The following is a 21,129-nucleotide window of genomic DNA, read 5'->3' on the forward strand; positions in this document are numbered from 1 at the left end:
GCGCTGGCAGAGCGTTTGCAGAAGCTGATCGCCGCGGCGGGGCTGTGCTCCCGCCGGACGGCGGAGGAATGGATCGCCGTGGGGCGCGTGCGCGTCAACGGAGAGACGGCGACGGTCGGACAGAACGCCGACCCGGAAACGGATACGATCTGCGTGGACGGCGTGCCGCTCACGCCGCCGGAGCGGAGGGTCTACCTGATGCTCAATAAGCCGCGCGGCTATGTCACCACGCTCAGCGACGAGCGGGGACGGCCCACGGCGGCGGAGCTGGTGGCGGACTGCGGGACGCGCGTCTATCCGGTCGGGCGGCTGGACCTCGACAGCGAGGGACTGCTGCTCTTTACCAACGACGGGGCATGGATGCAGCGCATCCTGCACCCGAGCCATGAGATCGAAAAGACTTATGAGGTCACGGTGGCGGGAGCGGTCGAGAACGCGGCGGCAGAGCTTGCCGCGGTGCGCTCCATCGACGGAGAGCCGATCGCGCCCGCGAGGGTGCGTCTGCTGCGAAAGGGGAAGGAAACAGCGGAGTTGTCCGTCACCATCCACGAGGGGAAAAACCGCCAGATCCGGCGGATGTGTGCAGCGGTCGGGCTGCACGTCAAGCGCCTGCGCCGCGTGCGGGAGCACACCCTATCGCTCGGCGCGCTGCCGGAGGGCGGCTGGCGCGAGCTGACCGCGGACGAGGTCCGCGCATTTGAGCAAGAGAAGTGAGGAAAACACCCATGCCGAAGAACATTTTACATACCATCGAGAAGAACATGAGCAGCTTTTCCAAGGGGCAGAAGCTCATTGCCCGTTTTATACTGGAGGATTACGACAAGGCGGCGTTCATGACGGCCAGCAAGCTCGGCAAGACCGTGCAGGTGAGCGAGTCGACCGTGGTGCGTTTTGCGACGCAGCTCGGCTACGACGGCTACCCGAGTATGCAGCGAGCTTTGCAGGAGATGATCCGCGGCAAGCTCACGAGCATCCAGCGCATCAAGGCGTCGGAGGGGGAGCTGAGCGGCAGCGACCTGGTGACGAACGTGCTCCAGCGCGATATGGAAAAGATCCGTATGGCGATGGACCAGACCGACGGCTCGGAGTTCAGCCATGTGGTGGACATCATCGCGCAGGCGAAGCATATCTACATCGTGGGCTTCCGTTCCTCGTCGTTCCTGGCGGGCTATCTCAATTTCTATTTCCGCCTGATCTACGACAATGTGACGCAGGTGCAGGGCGGCGCCGCCGGCACCTTCGACCAGCTTTTCCGCGTGGGTCCCGGCGATGTGGTCATCGCCATCTGCTTCCCGCGCTACTCCGAGCTGGCGCTCAAGACGGTGCAGTATGCCAAGGATCGGGGCGCGACCATCATCGGCGTGACCGACAGCGAGATGTCGCCGGTGTATCAGATGTCCTCCGGCTCGCTGCTGGTGCGCAACGAGATGATCTCGTTCGTGGACTCGCTCGCGGCGCCGATGAGTATGCTCAACGCATTGATCCTTGCCGCCGCGCACAAGCAGGGAACGGATATCTCCGCGACCTTCAACGAGCTGGAGCACGTCTGGGATCGCTTCGGCATTTTCGGGAAGGTCGAGGATGAATAAGCAGCTCACGGTGATCGGCGGCGGGGCCGCCGGAATGATGGCGGCGATCTGCGCGGCGCGCAGAGGAACAGCCGTCACGCTGCTCGAGCCGAACGAGCGGCTGGGCAAGAAGCTCAACATCACCGGCAAGGGCCGGTGCAATGTGACGAATGACGCGGGCTGTGAGGAGCTGCTGGCAAACGTGCCGCAAAACGGGCGGTTTCTGTATTCCGCGTTCTCCCGCTTCGACGGGCGCGGCACGATGGCGTTCTTTGAGGAGCTCGGCGTGCCGCTCAAGGTCGAGCGCGGGCGGCGCGTGTTCCCGGTGTCGGACCGCGCGTTCGATGTGTCCGCCGCGCTGGAGCGGGAGTTCAGACGGCTGCGCGTCACGCTTGTGCGCGACCGCGCGGTGTGCGTGCTGACGGACGAGACCGGCGCGGTGCGCGGCGTTAAGGGCGAGAAGGGTACATATCCCGCGCGGGCGGTCGTGCTGGCGACCGGCGGCGTGAGCTATCGGGGCACCGGCTCGACCGGCGAGGGGCATCGCATGGCGGCGATGCTCGGGCATACGGTCACGCCGCTCACAGGCTCGCTCGTGCCGCTGCGCGCGGACGGCTGCGCGGAGCTGCAGGGCTTGAGCCTGCGGAACGTGGGGCTGACGGTCTACGAGAACGGAAAGAGGATCTACACTGATTTCGGGGAGCTGCTCTTCACGCATTTCGGCGTGTCCGGCCCGCTGGTGCTCTCGTCCTCGGCGCATATGCGGCACTTTGATAAAAAGAGCTATCGGCTGGAGCTTGACCTCAAGCCGGCGCTGGATGAGCAGCAGCTCGACAAGCGCCTGCTGTCGGATTTTCAGAAGCACGCGAACAGCGACTTCTGCAACGCGCTCGGCGAGCTTCTGCCGCAGAAGCTCATTCCTGCGGCGGTGGAGCGCTCCGGCATCCCGCCGCACGAGAAGGTACACGATCTCACGCGCGAGCAGCGCGCCGCGCTGCGGACACTTTTGAAGCATTGGAGCATCGACGTTCTATCGCCCATGCCGGTGGAGAACGCCATCATCACCTCCGGCGGCGTCAAGGTCGGGGAGATCGACCCGAAAACGATGGCGTCGAAGAAGGTGCCGGGGCTGTATTTTGCCGGTGAGATCATTGACGTGGACGCCTATACGGGCGGCTTCAATCTGCAGATCGCGTGGGCGACCGGCAAGGCTGCCGGCGAAGCGGCAGCGGAGTATTTGACGGAGCAATAAAGGAAATATACTTTACACATAGAGTGAGGGAAAAGCAGACGATGATACCCGAAAAGCACTTTGCCGTCGCGGTGGACGGCCCCTCCGGCGCGGGGAAAAGCACGCTGGCCAAGGCGATCGCGGCTAAGCTCGGCATTTTGTATGTGGATACCGGCGCGATCTACCGCACGATCGGCTACGCGGTGAAGCGGCGCGGCATTGAGCCGCGCGACGAAGCCGCTGTCCGCGCGATCCTGCCAGAGCTGGAGATCGGTATGCGCTATGAGGCGGACGGTGAGCAGCACATGCTGCTCAATGGACAGGACGTGACGCGCGAGATCCGGCTGCCGGAGATCTCCATGTACGCGAGCGCCGTGTCGGCGCTGCCGGCGGTGCGCGCGTTCCTGCTGGAAATGCAGCGCGATCTGGCGCGGAAGCACAGCGTCATTATGGACGGGCGTGACATCGGCACGGTGGTGCTGCCAGACGCCGAGGTGAAGATCTTTCTGACGGCGTCCGCCGAGGTGCGCGCGCAGCGCCGCTGCCTCGAGCTGGAACAGCGCGGCACGCCGAAGCCCTACGACGAGGTGCTGCGTGAGCTCAATGAGCGGGACTACAACGACTCCCACCGCGCCGCCGCGCCGCTCCGGGCGGCGGAGGACGCAATGGTCGTCGATACCTCCGCGCTCGATTTCGACGCGAGCAGGGAAGCGCTGCTCGCCCTGATCCGGGAGAAGCTGCAATGAACCATGTTTTTTTTGGCATCATCTGGGTGCTCGCGCAGATACTGCGGCTGCTGTACCGCATCGAGGTGAAGGGACTGGAGAACCTGCCGCGGAACGGCGTGCTGCTCTGCCCGAACCATGCGAGCGACCTCGACCCCGTGCTCATCGGCGTCTGCCTGCCGATCAACTACCGCCTGCATTTCATGGCGAAGGAGGAGCTGTTCCGGAACCGCCTGTTCGGCCGCATCCTCCGCGCGCTGGGGGCGTTTCCGGTCAACCGCGAGGGAGCGGACATCCAAGCGGTCAAGACCGCGATGAAGGTCATCCACGAGGGCGAGAATCTGCTCATTTTCCCGGAGGGAACGACCATTCACGATGGCGTGGGCTACCACGACGGTCTGCCGGCGCACGCCCATTCCGGCATCGCGATGATCGGCGTGCGCTCGGGCGCGACGCTCGTTCCGGTATTCGCGGACGGGAAGAAGAGAATGCTCCGCAAGACGACGATCATTTTCGGCGAGCCGTATGTGCCGCAGATCACGGGACGGCGCGGGACCTCCGAGGAGCTGCAGAAGGTCGCGGACGATGTGCTGCGCGAGGCGTATGCGCTCGGCGGTCAGGCGGTGGGAGGCGCGCCGCTGTGAGGGTCATTCTTGCTAAGACCGCAGGTTTCTGCTACGGCGTAGAGCGCGCGGTCGCGCTCGCGCACGAAACGGCCAAGGCGCATGGCGGCGCGATGCTCGGGAGCGTTATCCACAACGCCAATGTCGTCGCGGAGCTGGAGCGCGAGGGAATGCGTCTGATCGCGTCGCCCGGGGAGGCGGCAGCGGGGGAGACGGTGCTCATCCGCTCCCACGGCGAGAGCCGGGAGGTGCTGGAGGAGCTGCAGGCACGCGGCGCGGAGATCGTCAGCGCGACGTGCCCGAACGTGCGGCACATCCAAATACTTGTCACTGAGGCCGAGGCCGCGGGGCGGCAGGTCGTCATCATCGGCGAGCACGACCATCCCGAGGTGCAGGGCATCGCAAGCTGGTGCCGGGACGCAAGGATCTTCGGAAATGCCGAAGAAGTTGCAAATTGGGCGGAGGAAACGGCGGAAATTGCCGATTTGCCCATAACGATGGTCGCGCAGACCACCTGTATTCGTGCGCTTTGGGAAAGTTGCGTGAAATTTCTAAAAAAAGAGTGTACAAATCTGAAAATTGATGATACAATATGCAATGCTACGCAAAAGCGTCAATCGGAGGCGGCGGAGATCGCTTCTTCGGCGGACGTGATGGTGGTGGTCGGAGACCGGAAAAGCGCTAACACCAGACATTTGACGGGAATCTGCAAAGAGAACTGCACGCGCGTCTATCAGATTGAGGACGCCGACGAGCTCTCGCCGGACATGTTTCATGGCTGTACTGTTGCGGGCCTGACGGCTGGTGCCTCCACTCCTGCGGGCATCATTAAGGAGGTATATGCAACCATGACGGAAGAAATCAAGACCATTGAAGGTAACGAGACCTTCGAAGAAATGCTCGACAAATCTTTTAAGACTTTAAATACAGGAGATAAGGTGACCGGTATCGTCACGGCCATCGGTACGACCGAGATTCAGGTCGACCTGGGCTGCAAGCAGGCGGGCTATATTCCCGTCAGCGAGCTTTCCAGCGATCCCGACGCCAAGGTCGAGGACATCGTCCATGTCGGCGACGAGATCGAGACCTACATCGTCCGCGTCAACGACGTGGAGGGCTATGCCACCCTTTCCAAGAAGCGCCTCGACGCGGTCAAGGTCTGGGAGGACATCGAGAATGCCGTTGAGAACAAGACCGTTCTCGAGGGCATCGTCACCGAAGAAAACAAGGGCGGCATCGTCGTTTCCGTCAAGGGCGTGCGTGTGTTCGTTCCCGCTTCCCAGAGCGGTCTGCCCAAGGACAGCGATCTGAGCCAGCTCATCAAGCAGCGCGTTCAGCTCCGCATCACCGAGGTCAACCGTGCCCGCCGCCGTGTCGTCGGCTCCATCAAGGCCGTGCAGAACGAGGCCCGTGCGGCTGCGCAGGCTGAGATCTGGGCCAACATCGAGGTCGGCAAGCACTATGACGGCGTGGTCAAGTCCATGACCAGCTACGGCGTGTTCGTTGATATTGGCGGCGTGGACGGCATGGTTCACATCTCCGAGCTGAGCTGGAGCCGCATCAAGAATCCCGCCGAGGTCGTCTCTGTCGGCGATCATCTCGACGTGTACGTTCTCTCCTTCGATCCCGAGAAGCACAAGATCTCTCTCGGCGTGAAGGACCGCACCCAGAATCCCTGGGATGTGTTCATGAACACCTACAAGGTCGGCGACGTGGCCAACGTCCGCATCGTCAAGCTGATGACCTTCGGCGCGTTTGCTGAGGTCGTTCCCGGCGTGGATGGTCTGATCCACATTTCCCAGATCGCGGACCGCCGCATCGACAAGCCCTCCGACGTTCTGGCCGAAGGCGACAAGGTCGATGCGAAGATCATCGCCATCGACGAGGATAAGAAGAAGATCTCTCTGAGCATCCGTGCGCTGCTCACGCCCGCTGCGGAGGAAGAGACTCCCGTCGAGGAGTAAATCCATACCGAATGAAAAAGGACAGGCTCTGCCTGTCCTTTTTTCTGTCTTCTTTCGGAAATTAGGCTTTTCAAGCGGGGAGATGTGTGGTAGAATACTCCTGTTGACAAAGTTTTAACAAAACCCCTTTACCATATTCATTCAGGAGGAGACCAACGATGAACGTTCAGGAACTCTATCAGAAGAAGCTGACCACCGCCGCCGAGGCGGTCAAGGCCGTCAAGAGCGGCGACTGGGTCGATTACGGCTGGTGCACGAACCATCCCTACACGCTTGACAAGGCGCTTGCCGCCCGTCAGAGCGAGCTGCGCGACGTCAAGGTCCGCGGCGGCGTGACGATGTGGATGCCCGAGATCTGCAAGGCGGAGGACGCCGGCGAGCACTTTACATGGCATTCCTGGCATTGCAGCGGCATCGACCGCAAGATCATCGCCAAGGGCATGGGCTATTTCTCTCCCATGCGCTACAGCGAGTTGCCGCGCTTCTATCGCGACGGCAACGCCAAGGTGGATGTGGCGATGATCCAGGTCACGCCGATGGACAAGCACGGCAACTTCAGCTATGCGCTGGCCTGCTCGCATCTGGCGGATATGCTCGATAACGCCAAGATGGTCATCGTCGAGGTCAACGAGAATCTGCCGTGGGTCTACGGCCTGAACGGCTGCGAGATCAACATTGCCGACGTCGGTATGGTCGTTGAGGGCGAGAACCCGCCCGTGGCTCAGCTCGGCGCGGGCGGCGCACCGACCGAGGTAGACACCGCGGTGGCGAACCTCGTCGTGCCGCAGATCCCGAACGGTGCCTGCCTGCAGCTCGGCATCGGCGGTATGCCGAACACCATCGGCTCGATGATCGCGCAGTCCGACCTCAAGGATCTCTCCGTTCACACCGAGATGTATGTGGACGGCTTTGTGGATATGGCGATGGCCGGCAAGATCACCGGCAAGCACAAGCAGCTCGACAAGGGCCGTCAGGTCTTCGCGTTTGCCGCCGGTACGCAGAAGCTCTATGATTACATGGACCGCAACCCGGACGTCATGGGCGCGCCGGTCGATTACACGAACGATGTTCATGTCATCTCGCAGATCGACAACTTCATTTCCATCAACAATGCCATCGACTGCGATCTCTTCGGTCAGGTCAACGCCGAATCCGCCGGCATCAAGCACATCTCCGGCACGGGCGGCCAGCTTGACTTCGCCATGGGTGCATATCTTTCCAAGGGCGGCAAGAGCTTCATCTGCATGTCCTCGACCGTCACCGGCAAGGACGGCACGGTCAAGAGCCGCATCGTTCCCACGCTGACGCCCGGCTCCATCTGCACCGATCCGCGCTCCTGCACGCACTATATCGTCACCGAGTACGGCATGGTCAACCTCAAGGGCCTGTCCACCTGGGAGCGCGCCGAGGCGCTGATCTCCGTGGCGCATCCCGACTTCCGCGAGCAGCTCATCGCCGACGCGGAGAAGATGCACATCTGGCGCAGAAGCAACAAGTAAGCCTGCTGTTTGATACAAAAGGGCGGCCCGAAGGGGCCGTCCTTTTTCCTGCCGTAGGTGCGGGATCGGGCGCGATTTTTGAGCAGGAAGCAGAAAAAACTTGAAAAATATTCGGACTTGAGCTATACTATATACAGAGGGGAAATGACCCTTTTGCGGTTTTCTATGTTGTGTGACTGAAAATTTTTGACAGGAGGCGGGCGTCATGTTCTGCGTAGGGGATAAGATCGTGCATCCGATGCACGGAGCCGGTGTGATCGAAAGCATCGTGGACGAGAAGATCGGCAGGGACCTTGTCCGGTTTTATGTGTTCCGGATGCCTGTCTCCGGCCTGACGCTCAAGATTCCGACGGCGAACAGCGAGATGATTGGAGTCCGCGCAGTCTCGTCAGCAGAGACGATCGAGCGCGTGCTTGCGGAGCTCCCGAAGCTGAGCGTGGACATGACGACGAACTGGAACCACCGCTACCGCGAGAATATGGAGCGCATCAAGAGCGGCGACCTGCTGGAGGTCGCAGGCGTGATCAAGGCGCTGATGCACCGCGACGGCGAGCGCGGGCTCTCCACCGGCGAACGCAAGATGCTGCACAACGCCAGACAGATCCTGCTTTCGGAGGTCGTGCTGGCCGAGGATGTGGAGTACGCCGACGCGGAGGCACGTGTCAATGCGGCCATGATGGCGGAGGAGAGCGCATGAAAAAGCTGCTTGGGAGGCTGCTGGGCAAAGGCGTTTCCACCGTTCGTCCGACCTGCACGGCGATCCTTGCCGCGGCGGGCAGCTCGCAGCGGATGGGCGGCGAAAATAAGCTCCTGCTGCCGCTGGATGGGATGCCGGTGCTGGCGCACACGCTGCGCGCGGTCGACGCGGCGCAGAGCGTGGACGAGATCGTGATCGCGGCGCGGGAGGAGGACCTGCTGACCTACGCGGAGCTCTGCAAGACCTATGGCATTCGCAAGCCGGTCAAGGTGGTCGTGGGCGGCGCGACAAGACAGGAATCTGTGCTGCGCGCGGCGCTGGAGGCAAGAGCCGACGCGAAGCTGCTTGCTGTTCAGGACGGAGCGCGTCCGCTCGTGACGCCGGAGCTGTTCGACGCGGTGGTACTGCGCGCGGCGGTGTGCGCCGCCGCGGCTCCCGCTGTGCCGGTGCATGACACCATCAAGCTCGCACGGGATCGCCGCGTGACGGAAACGCCGGATCGCTCCATGCTTTTTGCGGTGCAGACGCCGCAGGTTTTTGACGCCGGACTTCTGAAAGCAGCGCTGCAATCCGCGCTGACGGAGCACGCGGCGCTGACGGACGATTGCTCCGCGGTAGAGCGCCTTGGCAAGGCAGTCTACTTGACAGATGGCGACGAGGAAAACATCAAGATCACCACACCGCTCGACCTGATCGTCGCAGAGGCGATCCTGCGCCGACGGGAGGAACGGGAGGCGGAGAAATGACGGGTCTGCGCATCGGACACGGCTATGACGTCCACCGCCTGACGGAGGGGCGGAGACTCATTCTCGGCGGCGTAGAGGTGCCGTATGAAAAGGGCCTGCTCGGCCACAGCGACGCCGACGTGCTGACGCACGCCGTCATGGACGCTCTGCTCGGCGCGGCGGCGCTGGGCGATATCGGCAAGCTCTTTCCCGATACGGACGCGGCTTACGCCGGGATCTCGAGCATCTTGCTGCTCGAGCGTGTGGCGGAGCGGCTGCGTGAGGCGGGATATGCCGTCGTCAACCTTGATGCGACGGTTTTGGCGCAGGCTCCGAAGCTCGCGCCCTACCGTGAGCGGATGCGGGAAAACCTTGCCCGCGTGCTTGCGCTTGACATCTCCCGCGTCAGCGTCAAGGCGACGACCGAGGAGGGACTCGGCTTTACCGGAGAGGGACTTGGCATCGCGGCGCACGCGGTCGCGCTGCTTGAGAAAATAGAATAAGAAAAAGGACGGCTGAGCCGTCCTTTTTTTCATGCGTCTACGCCGCAGGCGTCCATCGCAGCGAAGAGCCGCGCGCGGTTTTCTTCGCTCATTTCGCACAACGGCAGACGGAGAAGATCGCTGCACAGTCCCATGCGCGCCATCGCGGTCTTGACCGGAATGGGATTGACCTCGCAGAAGAGCGCCCGGATGAGCGGAGCAAGGCGAAGCTGTTCACGTCCTGCCTCCAAAATGCGGTCGGCAAGGCACAGCTCCACCAGCCTGTGCATTTCGCGCGGAACGATGTTTGCCGCGACGGAGATTACCCCTGCGCCGCCGAGCGCGCAGACGGCGGCGGTGTCCTCGTCGTTGCCGGACCAGACGGAGAAGCCGTCGCCGCAGAGGTTAAGGGCCTCCTGGATCAGGGCGAAGCTGCCGGAGGCCTCCTTGACGCCGACGATGTTCGGGTGCTGCGCGAGCACGGCGTAGGTCTCGGCGGTGCAGCTCACGCCGGTGCGGGAGGGGACATTGTAGACGATGAGCGGGCGGTCGACGGCGTCGGCGACGGCGGTGAAGTGGCGCACGAGCCCGCGCTGCGTCGCCTTGTTGTAGTAGGGCGTGACGACCAGAACGCCGTCCGCGCCCGCTGCACAGGCCTCACGCGAGAGTGCGATGGCGGAGGCGGTGTTGTTCGAGCCGGTGCCGACGATGACAGGGACGCGGCCGTTTACCTGCCGGACGGACCGCTCGATGATCTCGGCGCGTTCGGCATAGGTCAGCGTCGCGCCCTCGCCGGTCGTCGCGCAGAGGATAAGCGCATCGGTGCCGGAGGCGATATGCCATTCGATCAGCTGCTCAAGGGCGGGGAAGTCGATGCCGTCGGGCGTCATTGGCGTCACGAGCGCAACGCCGGAGCCGCGGAATAAGGATTGGGACATGATGGAAGCTCCTCTCTTTTTTGATAGCAGCGTGGAAAATATTGCCGGGAGAAAAAGAACGGTTTTCCTTGAATCCTTGCGCATTTTATCCTATAATGTAGAAACGCAGGGAAATGCGGCCAATGGAGGACCCCTATGAAACGATTCTGGAAAACGATCATCTTGAGTATGCTGCTTGCGCTCACGCTGTGCGTCGGCGCGCAGGCCACAGAGAATACTATGCTCAAGGTCGGCTTAAAATACGGCACGAACGCTCTTTTTACGGCGCGGCTGCAAAACTACAACGATACGCTCAGCGGCTCCGGCTACGAGTTCGGCTATTACGATGCCGGCCGCAGCTTCGTTCCGCTCGCCGCGACGGATGAGCAGAGGATCACCGTTACGGTGGACAGCAACGCCTACGTTTCCGGCGGCGTGTGCTATGAGACGCGGCCGACGAATTACTCCACCATCCTCGGCGCCTACCACATTGAGCTGCTCACAGCGTTCGGTAGCTACGAGGAGGCGCTTGCGGTGGCGCAGAGCTACCCGAAGGGCTTCGTCGCCTACATCGACGGGGAGTATCGTGTGCGCGTCGGCAACCACGCGAGCTACGATGAGTCCGCGCGTGTGCTGTCGGAAACAGATGTGCTGGCCTATGGCGCGCAGATCGTAACGCCGAGCAGCACCGGCGTGGTCGTGTCGGTCACGGATACGGACACCGTTCTTTTTGAGTTCGACTGTTCGGGCCTTCGCAGTCTCGGTGTCCGCCCACGCTCGGTGAGCGGAGAGAAGACGGTGACGTGGTTCTCCGGCTACCGCTACTACGGCGGTTTTGAATACCAGCGCACGACCGGCGGCTACATCAGCGTCATCAACGTGCTGGACATCGAAGATTACGTCAAGTGCGTCATTGCGGCGGAAATGTCGAACGACTGGCCGCTCGAGGCGCTCAAGGCGCAGACAGTCTGCGCGCGCACCTATGCCGCGTCTCAGACGCGGCACCGCAGCGCAGGCTTTGATGTCTGTTCAACAACAGACTGTCAGGCCTATCGCGGCGCGGCACTCTCCAATGAGCGCTCCGACGCGGCGGCGGAGGAGACGCGCGGCGTCTATCTCTACTACAACGGCGAGCTGGTGACCAACGCGGTCTACTACTCCTGCAACGGCGGCGCGAGCGAGAGCTGCAAGAACGTCTGGGGCAGCGAGGTGCCGTATCTGCAGGGCAAGCTCGATCCTTACGAGGCAAGCGTCGCGTGGCGCTTCTCCCGCTACTACTGGTCGTTCACCGCGACCGGCGACGAGCTGCGCGAGGTGCTCAAGTCCGAGGCCAATACCGACATCGGGCAGGTGCAGAACGTCTATGTGTCCGAATACAGCGACACGGGCAACGTCATTGCCATTACCTATGAGGGGACCCGGGGCAGCTACACCGCGCGGCGCGAGAAGTGCCGCACGCTCCTCAACGGCGTGTACGACCATATCAACGTGCGCAGTATGCGCTATACCGTCACCGGCGGCGACGCGAGCACCTACTACGTCAACGATGCGCAGAGCTCGGTGACCGGCACGGGCGGGCTGTATGTGATCGACGGCGACGGCACGGTCACGCCGAACAATGCCGGCGCGAAGGATACCTACGTCATTACATCGGGCGGCGTGCAGTCGCTCGAGCGCAAGAGTGCGAACACAAGCAACACCTTCACCTTCTCCGGCTCGGGCTGGGGCCACAACGTCGGCATGAGCCAGTGGGGCGCGTTTGCCATGGCGGAGCAGGGCTATACCTATCGCGACATTCTGAATTTCTACTACACGGGCATCACGCTGAGCTGATGCGGAAAGAAGCAAGATGAAAACAAGTGATTTTTACTACGACCTCCCGCCGGAGCTGATCGCGCAGACGCCGCTGGAAAAACGCGACGAGTCGCGCCTGCTGTGTCTCGATAAGGCAACGGGGGAGTGGTCGCACCACCACTTTTATGAGCTGCCGGAATTTTTGAGGGCGGGGGACTGCCTGATTTTGAACAATTCCCGCGTTCTGCCGGCGCGCCTGCTGGGACACCGTTTGCCCGGCGGCGGAGCCTGCGAGGTGCTGCTGCTGCAAGACAAGGGCGATAAGGTGTGGGAGTGCCTTGTGCGTCCAGGCAAGCACCTGCGCGAGGGTGCGCGGGTGAGCTTCGGCGACGGCGAGCTGACGGCGGAGATCGCCGAGGTCCTGCCGGACGGCAACCGCCTGGTACGCTTCGACTACGAGGGAATTTTCCTTGAGGTGCTCGAGCGGCTCGGCAAGATGCCGCTGCCGCCCTACATCAAGGAGGAGCTGCAGGATCAGGAACGCTACCAGACTGTTTACTCCAAGGTCAACGGCTCGGCGGCGGCCCCCACGGCGGGTCTGCACTTCACGCCGGAGCTTCTGGAGAGGATCGCTGCCAAGGGCGTCGGCGTCGGCTATGTGACGCTGCACGTCGGGCTCGGCACGTTCCGACCGGTCAAGGAGGACGAGATCGAGCAGCACGATATGCACAGCGAATACTGCACCATTCCGCAGGAGACGGCGGATCTGATCAACCGCACGAAGGCGAACGGCGGGCGTGTGATCTGTGTCGGCACGACCTCCTGCCGCACCATCGAGAGCTGGGCGGGGGAGGACGGCACCATGACCGCGACCGGCGGCTGGACGAATATTTACATCTATCCGGGCTACCGCTTCAAGGTGATGGACGCGCTTGTCACGAATTTCCACCTGCCGGAGTCTACGCTCATCATGCTGGTGAGCGCGCTCGCGGGGCGCGAGCACGTTCTTGCCGCCTATGAGGAGGCGGTGCGCGAACGCTACCGCTTCTTCAGCTTCGGCGACGCGATGTTTATCTCCTGATGCATACGAATCGTATATGCATTGCATATACGATTCGATATTCTGTATATACAAAATGTGAGGAACGAGCTATGTTCAAGGTCATCAAATACGAGGGCAAGGCCCGGCGCGGCAAATTCCAATGCGCCCACGGCGGCGAGGTGCAGACGCCGGTTTTCATGAACGTCGGCACGCAGGCGGCGATCAAGGGCGGCGTGAGCGCGCTGGACCTCAAGGAGCTCGGCTGTCAGATCGAGCTGTCCAACACCTACCATCTCCATCTCCGCCCGAGCGACGACGTGGTGCGCCAAATGGGCGGACTGCATAAGTTCATGCACTGGGACGGCCCGATCCTGACGGACTCCGGCGGCTTCCAGGTGTTCTCCCTTGCGGGACTGCGCAAGATCAAGGAGGAAGGCGTCACCTTTGCCTCTCACCTCGACGGCCACCACATCTTCATGGGACCGGAGGAGAGTATGCGCATCCAGTCCAACCTCGGCAGCGACATTGCGATGGCCTTCGACGAGTGCGTGGAGAATCCGGCGCCCTACAAGTACGCGAAGGACTCCTGCGAGCGCACGCTGCGCTGGCTGGAGCGCTGCAAGGCAGAGCATGACAAGTTAAACTCCTTGCCGGATACCGTCAACCCGGGGCAGATGCTTTTCGGCATCAATCAGGGTGCGACCTTTGAGGATCTGCGCATCTGGCACATGAAGGAGATCGCAAAGATTGACTGCGATGGCTACGCTATCGGCGGTCTTGCGGTCGGCGAGCCGACGCAGGTGATGTACGACATCATCGACGCGGTCGAGCCCTATATGCCGCAGGACAAGCCGCGCTACCTGATGGGTGTCGGCACGCCGTCGAACATCATTGAGGGCGTGGCGCGCGGTGTGGACTTCTTCGACTGCGTGATGCCGGCGCGCAACGCGCGCCACGGCAAGCTCTTTACATGGGGTGGCGCGATCAACCTGAAAAACGAGAAATACAAGCTCGACGAGCGCTCGATCGACGAGCGCTGCGACTGCCCGACCTGCCGGAATTTCTCGCGCGCCTATCTGCGCCACCTCTTCAAGGCGGATGAGATGCTGGCGCTGCGCCTTGCGGTGATGCACAATCTCTATTTCTACAACAAGCTCACGGAACACATCCGCGACGCACTGGATGCCGGCGAGTTTGCGGCCTTCCGCGCGGAATACAGCGAAAAGCTTTCGGAAAGAGCGTAATTTGCCGCAGAAAACTCTTGCACATTAGGACGGATTCGGCTATAATGACAGCAATGCTGTTATGGCGGAACCTTAAAAACGAAAGGAACTTTAACAATTATGGAATCCCTTCTTCTCATGGTCGCGATGATCGCGGTCTTCTATTTCCTCATCATTCGTCCGGAAAACAAACGCAAAAAGCAGGCGGAGCAGATGCGCAGCAGCCTGAAAAAGGGCGACCGCGTCACCACCATCGGCGGTATGGTCGGCAAGATCGTGCAGGTCAACGACTCTACCATCGTCTTTGAGACGAGCGAGGACCGCGTCCGCATCGAGGTGACCAAGTGGGCGGTGCAGTCCACCGGCGCGATGGAGCAGGCTGCCGCGCAGAAGAGCGGCAAGAAGGCTGACAAGGTCGAAGAAAAGGTGGAGGAGACTCCTACTGTCGAGGAGAAAGCGACTGAGACGGTCGAGGCTCCTGCTGCGGAAGAAAAGCCCTCCTACGATCCCGAGATCAAGTAAATCATATCCTGACGCGAAAGCGCTGGCCGAATGGTCGGCGCTTTTTTGCGCACTTTTTTCGAGGGCCTGGATATAAAATGCAGCCTTGCGGCATACGCTCTTTTGAACGACCGGGATGGGGAGGACTATGGAATGGAGAAGAAGCGATTGTCGGTGAGGCCGATCATGCTCGGCTTGGCGACGGCGATGGGCGCATATCTGGTGCTGCTGACGCTTGCGGCCTATCTGACGGTGAGCGGCAGACTGGATGAGGTGCGAATAGGGCAAGCAGTATGGGCGTGTGCCTGCCTTTCGGCCTTCGGCGGTGCGATGATGACATTGCGAGGGAAACGAGGGGCAGCGGCGCTGCCGCTGCTTGCTGCTGCGGCGTTCTGGGTATGCGTGTCGCTGCTCGGGCTGCTCGCGTCGGATGCGCCGGACCTGAATGGGGTGCTGGGGCTGCTCACGGCGTCTGCACTTGGCGGGCTGCTTGCGGCGGGACTTGCGCGGCGGGAGAAGGGAAAACGGGCAAAGCGACATAAAACGCCTCGTTCCCGACGGTAAACATAAAGATCGAAAAACGGCGCATTCTGCGCGGCGTGAACGGATTGCACAAATATGGCCTGGTGGGGAATGAGGGCGGCCTGAAAGACGGTTTCCAGATTTTGTAAACGGCGGTTTTTCACGATACCATATCTTGTTCCGAAAAAGCTCGGTGTATGAAGTTTACATAATGGTGTTTACATAATATTTTGACATAATTGACAAAATTCGGGAAATTGAGGAAATCCGCTTGCGAAACGGGGACAAATAGCCTATATTTATAAGTGCTTTCGCTCCCTCGCTTTTTGCGCCCTGCGAATTTCCTCGGCGGAAAACAGTGAGGGATTTACATTGAAGCAAAGACGAACGGCGGCGCGTCTGCGATGCGTCAGTCTGCGAAAAATACCGCTTTCCATGCTGGCGCTTGCCGCTTTTTTTCTTCTCGGCGCGGTCCTCGGCGGCATGGTCGCCGCGCGCGGCGCGTCGGCAATGGGCGGCGAGCTGCGCCGATATCTTGAGGGCTACCTTGCCCTGCGCATCGAGGGCGCGCCCTCCTCCGCGGCGGTCTGGCAGACGATGGTCTGCTTTTTCCGTGCGAGCGTGGCGGTGTTCCTGCTGGGCTTTGCCTCCGTCGGCGTGGCGCTCATTCCGGCGGTGTGTGCCGCTCAGGGCTTCCTGTACGCCTATTCGCTTCTTTGCTTCGCCTCGGGTCTGGGGCAGGATGGATTTTTCCTGCTGCCTGTTCTCTTCGCGCTGCGGCTGATGCTTGTGCTGCCTTGCACGCTGCTGCTCGGCAGCGCCGCGTGGGAGACCTCGCGCGGTCTTGCGGCCTTATCGGTCGGCGGCGGAAAGCGGGCGAAGGGCGTGACCTACGGAAAGCGGTATTGGTCCCGCTTTGGGATCGCGTGTGTGTGTTTATTTTTTGGCGCGGCGCTGGAGCTGTGGTTCATTCCACGCATCCTGTCGCTTTTGCTGCGCTGATCTTACGGAAGGAGGTGTGCCGGATGGCGTCCGATTATCTGAAGCTCTATGAGGATTATCTGCGCGAGGAAAAGCACGCCTCCGAAAATACGCTCAGCTCCTATCTTCGCGACCTGCGCCAGTTTTCCGAGCACCTTGCCGCCCAGCGGGTGACCGATTTGCGCAAGGTCAAGACCGCCGCCATCAGCGACTACGTCGCGTGGATGGGCGGCAAGGGGAAGTCCGCCGCGACGGTCACGCGCGCGCTGGCCTCCATCAAGTCCTTTTATGCCTTCCTTGCCGAGCGCGGCGAGATCAAGACCAATCCCGCCAAGGGCGTCGCCGCCCTCAAGGTCGAGCGCAGGTTCCCGGAGATCCTGACCGGCAAGGAGGTCGAGCTGTTCCTCGACCAGCCGCAGTGCGTGGACGCCAAGGGCTACCGCGATCACGCGATGCTCGAACTGCTCTATGCCACCGGCATCCGCGTGAGCGAGCTTATCTCGCTCGACGAGAGCGACTGCAGCCTTTCCGCCGGCTTCATCCGCTGCGAGAGCAAGGGCAAGGAGCGCATCATTCCGCTCTATCCCGCCGCGGTCAAGGCGCTTTCGGATTACATCAAGGATGTCCGCCCTCAGCTGCTGGCCGATCCCGAGGAGACGGCGCTGTTCGTCAACATGAACGGCGAGCGCATGAGCCGTCAGGGCTTCTGGAAGATCGTCAAGCACTATCAGGAGATGGCACAGATCGACAAGGACATCACGCCGCACACGCTGCGCCACTCGTTTGCGGTGCATCTGCTGGAAAACGGCGCGGACCTGCGCGCCATTCAGGAGATGCTGGGTCACGCGGATATTTCCTCCACGCAGATCTACACCCACGTTGTGAAAAAGCAGCTGCGGGACATCTATCAGAAGGCGCACCCGCGCGCGTAATAGAAAAAGGAAACGGGAAGGACGTTTTGGCGTCCTTCTCTTTTTGCCCTCCGGCGCAATGCACCGCTTCCGGCGCGGTCGCATAGTATGCTGCGAGGAGGGGAGAGTATGGAACGCTATTTACTGGTTGCACGCTCCATCACGCACGCCCAGCAGATGATGAAGGTCCTGGACCGTGCGGGCATCCGCACACGGGTGCTGCGCGCGAGCGCCGAGCTGACGGGCCGCGGCTGCGGCTACACGCTGGAGGTCGCGGAGCGGAATTACGCCGCCGCCATCCGCCGCCTGCAGGACGCGCAGGTCGAGCCGGTCAAGATCGTTCGGAGGTAGGGCCATGATCTATCTGGACTCCGCCGCGACGACCTTCCAAAAGCCCCTGAGCGTTTCCTATGCGATGCAGAGGGCCATGCGCACCATGTCCTCGCCGGGGCGCGGCGGCTATGCCGCGGCCAGAGCAGCGGAGGAGACGGCCTTCCGCTGCCGAAGCCTTGCTGCCGAGCTGTTCGGTGTACCCTCGCCGGAGCAGGTCGTCTTTACCTCCAACGCGACGCACGCCCTGAACATTGCCATCCGTTCGCTCGTGCCGGAGGGAGGGCGCGTCGCCGTCTCCGGCTATGAGCACAACGCCGTCACGCGGCCGTTGCACGCGCTGGGCGCGAGGATCAAGGTCGCCGCTTCGCCGCTCTTTGACCGCGCCGCGCTGCTGCGCGCCTTTGAAAACAGCATCTCGCCGGAGCTTGACGCCGTCGTCTGCACGCACGTCTCCAATGTGTTCGGCTTCGTTCTGCCGATCGAGGAGATCGCTGCGCTCTGCCGAGCGGAGGGAGTTCCCCTGATCGTGGACGCCTCGCAGTCCGCGGGCATCCTGCCGTTCGAGCTGGACACGCTCGGCGCGGCCTTTATCGCCATGCCGGGACACAAGGGGCTTTACGGCCCGCAGGGGACGGGACTTCTGCTGTGCGCGCACGACGCCGCGCCGCTCCTCTACGGCGGCACGGGCAGCGCGTCGCTCGAGCAGACCATGCCGGACTTTCTGCCGGACCGGCTGGAGGCCGGTACGCACAATATGCCCGGCATCGCGGGCTTGGAGGCAGGGCTGCGCTTCGTACGGGAAAGACGGGAGCGTATCGAGCGCCACGAGCGCGCGCTGATCGAGCAGGCCGCCGCTGCGCTGCGCGGAATGGACGGCGTTACGGTCTATGCCGCGCGGGACGCCGCGGAGCAGGTCGGGGTGCTGTCCTTCAACCTGGATGGCAGGGAGCCGGAGGAGACCGCGGACGCGCTGGCGCAGCGGGGCTTTGCCCTGCGCGGCGGACTGCACTGCGCGCCCTACGCCCACCGCACGGCGGGAACGCTGCCGAACGGAACGGTGCGCCTGAGCGTCTCCGCCTTTACCTCGGCGGCGGATATCGACGCTTTTACCCATGCGCTGCGGAGCATCGTGCGCGGCTGAAGGCTGCGCTGCACAAATTCATGGAAAATTCATGCTCTTTCGGTTGCTTTTTTTTGCGGATTATATTAGAATATGAATAACTATTGCTTAAGAGGGATATGCCATGGAATTTGTGATGACCATACTCGAGGGTGCGTGGCGTTATGTGACGACCATCCGCATCGCAGACTATCTGGATATCGCGCTGATGGCCTATTGCTGCTATCTGCTGCTCCGCCTTGTGCGCAGCACTCGCGCGGAGAGCTTGGTCAAGGGCATTATGGTGTTTCTGCTGGCGCTGTGGATCTCGCATGTATTCAAGCTCAATGGCATTTACTTTATCCTCAACCACATGCTTGATGTCGGCATCCTCGCACTGATCGTCCTTTTCCAGCCGGAGATTCGCCGCATTTTAGAGCAGGTCGGCTCGAGTAAGCTGCGCTCGTTCATTCCCTTTGCCGCAAAGCAGCAGTCGAGCGCCATTGAAAACGCCATCGCGCAGACGGTGCTCGCCTGCACCGAGATGTCCAAGACCCGCACGGGCGTGCTGATCGTCTTTGAGCGTGAGATCAACCTCGACGAGATGGCGCGCACCGGCACCATCGTGGACGCGCAGGTGAGCAGCGAGCTGCTGAAAAACATCTTCTTCGTCAAGGCCGCGATGCACGACGGTGCGGTCATCATCCGCGACGGGCGCATCCTGGCGGGCGGCTGTATGCTGCCGCTGTCGAAGAATGTGAACCTCAGCCGCGACCTCGGTATGCGCCACCGCGCGGGCATTGGCATGAGCGAAAATTCCGACGCCGTGGTCGTCATCGTCTCGGAGGAGACGGGCACCATCTCCGTCGCCATCGGCGGACTGCTCAAGCGTCACCTCAAGCCGGAGACGCTCGAGAAGCTGCTCCTCAACGAGCTGATGCCGCAGACAGAGGAACCGGGAGCGGACAAGCCGCAGCTGCATTTGCCGCGTATCCTGAAAAAGCGGAAGGAGGACGACGAAGAAAATGGAGCAAACTAAAGGCCGCAGGGCGTTTTGCATCGGCTTGTCGATCCTCATTGCGCTGCTCGTTTGGTTCTACGCCAACGACGACACGGAGATCGAGATCTCCGTCAACGATGTGCCGATAGAATTTACCAACGAAGACACCACGCTGGCGGATAAGGGGCTCATGCTCCTCTCCAGTGAAGAGGAAACGGTCGACCTTACGCTGCGGATGCCTCGCAGCACCTATTTTAAGCTTGATCCAGATAAGATCCGCATTGTGGCTGACCTCAGCTCGGTCACTTCGACCGGCAAGCAGTCTATCACATACAGTGTCATTTATCCGCGCGGCCCGCGCGACGAGCTGCTTTCGAGCAGCATCACGCAGAAGGAGCCGGCCGTCCGCTCGACCGTCATTGAGATCGGCGAGCTGTTCCGCAAGAATGTGGAGATCCGCTGCAAGGTCGTCGGCAACGTGGCGGAGGGCTATATCGCCGGCACGGTCCGTATGCTGCCCGAGACGCTTGAGGTGCGCGGCCAGCAGGTCGACATCATGCAGGTGAGCTACGCGCAGGTCACGCTGAACATTGAAAACGCGACCTCCACGGTCGTGGAGCTGCTGGGCTTTGAGCTGTACGATTTCAGCGACCAGCTCATCCGTTCGAACCGCATCCATCCGGCCAGCGAGAGCATCCAGGTGACGATGCCGGTGATGACGGTCAAGGAGGTCCCGCTCACGGTCGAATTTGTCGAAACGCCCGGCTCGCGGCTCGAGAACGTCAAGTGGGCGCTGACGCCGATCGACACGATCACGCTTTCGGGCGACGCCTCGACGATGGCTGCCATCGACGAGATCAAGCTCGATACGCTCTCGCTCGCCGATCTCAAGGCGGCGGAGACCTTTACCTACGATATTCCGCTTCCTGACGGCGTGGACAATCTCAGCGGCGTGACGAGCGTGACGCTGACCATCCTGTTCGACGACATCGACTCCCTGACGGTGGACGCCACGCAGTTCGGCTACGAGAACCTGACGACCGAGCGTGATGTGACGGTCGTGACCTCGACGCTGAGCGTGACGCTGCGCGGCACGAGCACGGCGCTCGCGCGGGTGAATGAAGAAAACCTCCGCGTGGTGGCGGACCTGACGAACGTTTCCGACGCGGACGGCGTCTATACCGTCCCTGCAACGGTTTATGTGGACGGGCTGGACGTCGGCGCCGTCGGCAGCTATCAGGTGACCGTGCGTTTGAGCGGCGGAGCGGAAAACAGTACAGAGCATAACTGAA

At 61.7% G+C, this 21,129-nt stretch carries 22 protein-coding genes; 21 read left to right on the forward strand and 1 reads right to left on the reverse strand.

Going from position 1 to position 21,129, the window contains the following annotated elements; translation table 11 throughout:
- Positions 1-3 precede the first annotated feature (3 nt).
- From KQI17_RS00215 to ispF, 10 genes are all read left to right on the forward strand, one after another.
- A complete protein-coding gene (locus KQI17_RS00215; RefSeq protein WP_216494531.1) occupies positions 4-714 on the forward strand; it encodes a pseudouridine synthase in 711 nt (236 codons plus the stop codon).
- An 11-nt stretch (positions 715-725) separates the two neighbouring features.
- On the forward strand, positions 726-1,589 hold the full coding sequence (locus KQI17_RS00220) for a MurR/RpiR family transcriptional regulator (protein WP_022018990.1): 864 nt from the start codon (positions 726-728) through the stop codon (positions 1,587-1,589).
- On the forward strand, positions 1,582-2,820 hold the full coding sequence (locus tag KQI17_RS00225) for an NAD(P)/FAD-dependent oxidoreductase (RefSeq protein ID WP_216494213.1): 1,239 nt from the start codon (positions 1,582-1,584) through the stop codon (positions 2,818-2,820). Before KQI17_RS00220 ends, KQI17_RS00225 begins: the two co-directional genes overlap by 8 nt.
- Before the next feature lie 41 nt (positions 2,821-2,861).
- A complete protein-coding gene (gene cmk, locus KQI17_RS00230; RefSeq protein ID WP_216494214.1) occupies positions 2,862-3,545 on the forward strand; it encodes a (d)CMP kinase in 684 nt (227 codons plus the stop codon).
- A complete protein-coding gene (locus tag KQI17_RS00235) occupies positions 3,542-4,168 on the forward strand; it encodes a 1-acyl-sn-glycerol-3-phosphate acyltransferase (RefSeq protein WP_216494215.1) in 627 nt (208 codons plus the stop codon). Before cmk ends, KQI17_RS00235 begins: the two co-directional genes overlap by 4 nt.
- Entirely contained in the window at positions 4,165-6,111 is a 1,947-nt protein-coding gene (locus KQI17_RS00240) for a bifunctional 4-hydroxy-3-methylbut-2-enyl diphosphate reductase/30S ribosomal protein S1 (RefSeq protein ID WP_216494216.1), read from the forward strand. Before KQI17_RS00235 ends, KQI17_RS00240 begins: the two co-directional genes overlap by 4 nt.
- Positions 6,112-6,269: 158 nt before the next feature.
- A complete protein-coding gene (locus KQI17_RS00245) occupies positions 6,270-7,610 on the forward strand; it encodes a butyryl-CoA:acetate CoA-transferase (RefSeq protein WP_216494217.1) in 1,341 nt (446 codons plus the stop codon).
- Positions 7,611-7,815: 205 nt separating this feature from the next.
- Entirely contained in the window at positions 7,816-8,307 is a 492-nt protein-coding gene (locus tag KQI17_RS00250) for a CarD family transcriptional regulator (protein WP_022018996.1), read from the forward strand.
- Complete coding sequence (ispD, locus tag KQI17_RS00255) at positions 8,304-9,053, forward strand: 2-C-methyl-D-erythritol 4-phosphate cytidylyltransferase (protein WP_216494218.1); 750 nt, start codon at positions 8,304-8,306, stop codon at positions 9,051-9,053. The genes KQI17_RS00250 and ispD overlap by 4 nt, the downstream gene beginning before the upstream one ends.
- Positions 9,050-9,535, forward strand: a complete 486-nt coding sequence (gene ispF, locus KQI17_RS00260) for a 2-C-methyl-D-erythritol 2,4-cyclodiphosphate synthase (RefSeq protein WP_216494219.1) — start codon at positions 9,050-9,052, stop codon at positions 9,533-9,535. Before ispD ends, ispF begins: the two co-directional genes overlap by 4 nt.
- Before the next feature lie 29 nt (positions 9,536-9,564).
- Here ispF and dapA read toward each other — a convergent pair whose 3' ends face one another.
- Positions 9,565-10,452, reverse strand: coding sequence for a 4-hydroxy-tetrahydrodipicolinate synthase (gene dapA, locus KQI17_RS00265; RefSeq protein ID WP_216494220.1), 888 nt, complete (start codon positions 10,450-10,452; stop codon positions 9,565-9,567).
- Positions 10,453-10,587: 135 nt separating this feature from the next.
- Here dapA and KQI17_RS00270 point away from each other — a divergent pair, with 135 nt between their 5' ends.
- The 11 genes from KQI17_RS00270 (at position 10,588) to KQI17_RS00320 (ending at position 21,128) form a co-directional block, all read left to right on the forward strand.
- The gene (locus KQI17_RS00270; RefSeq protein ID WP_216494221.1) at positions 10,588-12,264 is read left to right on the forward strand and encodes a SpoIID/LytB domain-containing protein; all 1,677 of its coding nucleotides are present in this window, start codon (positions 10,588-10,590) and stop codon (positions 12,262-12,264) included.
- Positions 12,265-12,280: 16 nt separating this feature from the next.
- Positions 12,281-13,306 carry a tRNA preQ1(34) S-adenosylmethionine ribosyltransferase-isomerase QueA gene (queA, locus tag KQI17_RS00275; protein WP_216494222.1) on the forward strand — a complete coding sequence of 342 codons (1,026 nt, stop codon included), beginning with the start codon at positions 12,281-12,283 and terminating at the stop codon, positions 13,304-13,306.
- Positions 13,307-13,377: 71 nt separating this feature from the next.
- Positions 13,378-14,511 carry a tRNA guanosine(34) transglycosylase Tgt gene (gene tgt / locus KQI17_RS00280; RefSeq protein ID WP_216494223.1) on the forward strand — a complete coding sequence of 378 codons (1,134 nt, stop codon included), beginning with the start codon at positions 13,378-13,380 and terminating at the stop codon, positions 14,509-14,511.
- A gap of 99 nt (positions 14,512-14,610) precedes the next feature.
- The gene (gene yajC / locus KQI17_RS00285) at positions 14,611-15,012 is read left to right on the forward strand and encodes a preprotein translocase subunit YajC (protein ID WP_216494224.1); all 402 of its coding nucleotides are present in this window, start codon (positions 14,611-14,613) and stop codon (positions 15,010-15,012) included.
- A 132-nt stretch (positions 15,013-15,144) separates the two neighbouring features.
- Complete coding sequence (locus KQI17_RS00290) at positions 15,145-15,555, forward strand: hypothetical protein (RefSeq protein ID WP_216494225.1); 411 nt, start codon at positions 15,145-15,147, stop codon at positions 15,553-15,555.
- Positions 15,556-15,885: 330 nt separating this feature from the next.
- Positions 15,886-16,515, forward strand: coding sequence for a hypothetical protein (locus KQI17_RS00295; protein WP_216494226.1), 630 nt, complete (start codon positions 15,886-15,888; stop codon positions 16,513-16,515).
- A 23-nt stretch (positions 16,516-16,538) separates the two neighbouring features.
- A complete protein-coding gene (xerD, locus tag KQI17_RS00300) occupies positions 16,539-17,426 on the forward strand; it encodes a site-specific tyrosine recombinase XerD (protein WP_216494227.1) in 888 nt (295 codons plus the stop codon).
- Between the two features lie 108 nt (positions 17,427-17,534).
- Positions 17,535-17,756, forward strand: a complete 222-nt coding sequence (locus KQI17_RS00305) for a DUF3343 domain-containing protein (RefSeq protein ID WP_022019007.1) — start codon at positions 17,535-17,537, stop codon at positions 17,754-17,756.
- A gap of 4 nt (positions 17,757-17,760) precedes the next feature.
- Complete coding sequence (locus tag KQI17_RS00310) at positions 17,761-18,879, forward strand: aminotransferase class V-fold PLP-dependent enzyme (protein ID WP_216494228.1); 1,119 nt, start codon at positions 17,761-17,763, stop codon at positions 18,877-18,879.
- Between the two features lie 103 nt (positions 18,880-18,982).
- A complete protein-coding gene (cdaA, locus tag KQI17_RS00315) occupies positions 18,983-19,876 on the forward strand; it encodes a diadenylate cyclase CdaA (protein WP_216494229.1) in 894 nt (297 codons plus the stop codon).
- Positions 19,863-21,128 carry a YbbR-like domain-containing protein gene (locus KQI17_RS00320; protein ID WP_216494230.1) on the forward strand — a complete coding sequence of 422 codons (1,266 nt, stop codon included), beginning with the start codon at positions 19,863-19,865 and terminating at the stop codon, positions 21,126-21,128. The genes cdaA and KQI17_RS00320 overlap by 14 nt, the downstream gene beginning before the upstream one ends.
- Position 21,129: the final 1 nt, after the last annotated feature.

This window comes from Oscillibacter sp. MSJ-31 (assembly GCF_018918025.1).
Classification (GTDB): Bacteria; Bacillota; Clostridia; order Oscillospirales; family Oscillospiraceae; genus Hominicoprocola.

What these genes read in the sequence shown, in the direction of transcription:
- cmk (WP_216494214.1), top strand. Translation starts at nt 2,862, where the DNA reads ATGATACCCGAAAAGCACTTTGCCGTCGCGGTGGACGGCCCCTCCGGC.
- xerD (WP_216494227.1), top strand. Translation starts at nt 16,539, where the DNA reads ATGGCGTCCGATTATCTGAAGCTCTATGAGGATTATCTGCGCGAGGAA.
- KQI17_RS00245 (WP_216494217.1), top strand. Translation starts at nt 6,270, where the DNA reads ATGAACGTTCAGGAACTCTATCAGAAGAAGCTGACCACCGCCGCCGAG.
- yajC (WP_216494224.1), top strand. Translation starts at nt 14,611, where the DNA reads ATGGAATCCCTTCTTCTCATGGTCGCGATGATCGCGGTCTTCTATTTC.
- KQI17_RS00220 (WP_022018990.1), top strand. Translation starts at nt 726, where the DNA reads ATGCCGAAGAACATTTTACATACCATCGAGAAGAACATGAGCAGCTTT.
- KQI17_RS00290 (WP_216494225.1), top strand. Translation starts at nt 15,145, where the DNA reads ATGGAGAAGAAGCGATTGTCGGTGAGGCCGATCATGCTCGGCTTGGCG.
- KQI17_RS00250 (WP_022018996.1), top strand. Translation starts at nt 7,816, where the DNA reads ATGTTCTGCGTAGGGGATAAGATCGTGCATCCGATGCACGGAGCCGGT.
- KQI17_RS00305 (WP_022019007.1), top strand. Translation starts at nt 17,535, where the DNA reads ATGGAACGCTATTTACTGGTTGCACGCTCCATCACGCACGCCCAGCAG.
- ispD (WP_216494218.1), top strand. Translation starts at nt 8,304, where the DNA reads ATGAAAAAGCTGCTTGGGAGGCTGCTGGGCAAAGGCGTTTCCACCGTT.
- cdaA (WP_216494229.1), top strand. Translation starts at nt 18,983, where the DNA reads ATGGAATTTGTGATGACCATACTCGAGGGTGCGTGGCGTTATGTGACG.
- KQI17_RS00270 (WP_216494221.1), top strand. Translation starts at nt 10,588, where the DNA reads ATGAAACGATTCTGGAAAACGATCATCTTGAGTATGCTGCTTGCGCTC.
- ispF (WP_216494219.1), top strand. Translation starts at nt 9,050, where the DNA reads ATGACGGGTCTGCGCATCGGACACGGCTATGACGTCCACCGCCTGACG.
- KQI17_RS00310 (WP_216494228.1), top strand. Translation starts at nt 17,761, where the DNA reads ATGATCTATCTGGACTCCGCCGCGACGACCTTCCAAAAGCCCCTGAGC.
- queA (WP_216494222.1), top strand. Translation starts at nt 12,281, where the DNA reads ATGAAAACAAGTGATTTTTACTACGACCTCCCGCCGGAGCTGATCGCG.
- tgt (WP_216494223.1), top strand. Translation starts at nt 13,378, where the DNA reads ATGTTCAAGGTCATCAAATACGAGGGCAAGGCCCGGCGCGGCAAATTC.
- dapA (WP_216494220.1), bottom strand. Translation starts at nt 10,452, where the DNA reads ATGTCCCAATCCTTATTCCGCGGCTCCGGCGTTGCGCTCGTGACGCCA.
- KQI17_RS00320 (WP_216494230.1), top strand. Translation starts at nt 19,863, where the DNA reads ATGGAGCAAACTAAAGGCCGCAGGGCGTTTTGCATCGGCTTGTCGATC.
- KQI17_RS00225 (WP_216494213.1), top strand. Translation starts at nt 1,582, where the DNA reads ATGAATAAGCAGCTCACGGTGATCGGCGGCGGGGCCGCCGGAATGATG.
- KQI17_RS00235 (WP_216494215.1), top strand. Translation starts at nt 3,542, where the DNA reads ATGAACCATGTTTTTTTTGGCATCATCTGGGTGCTCGCGCAGATACTG.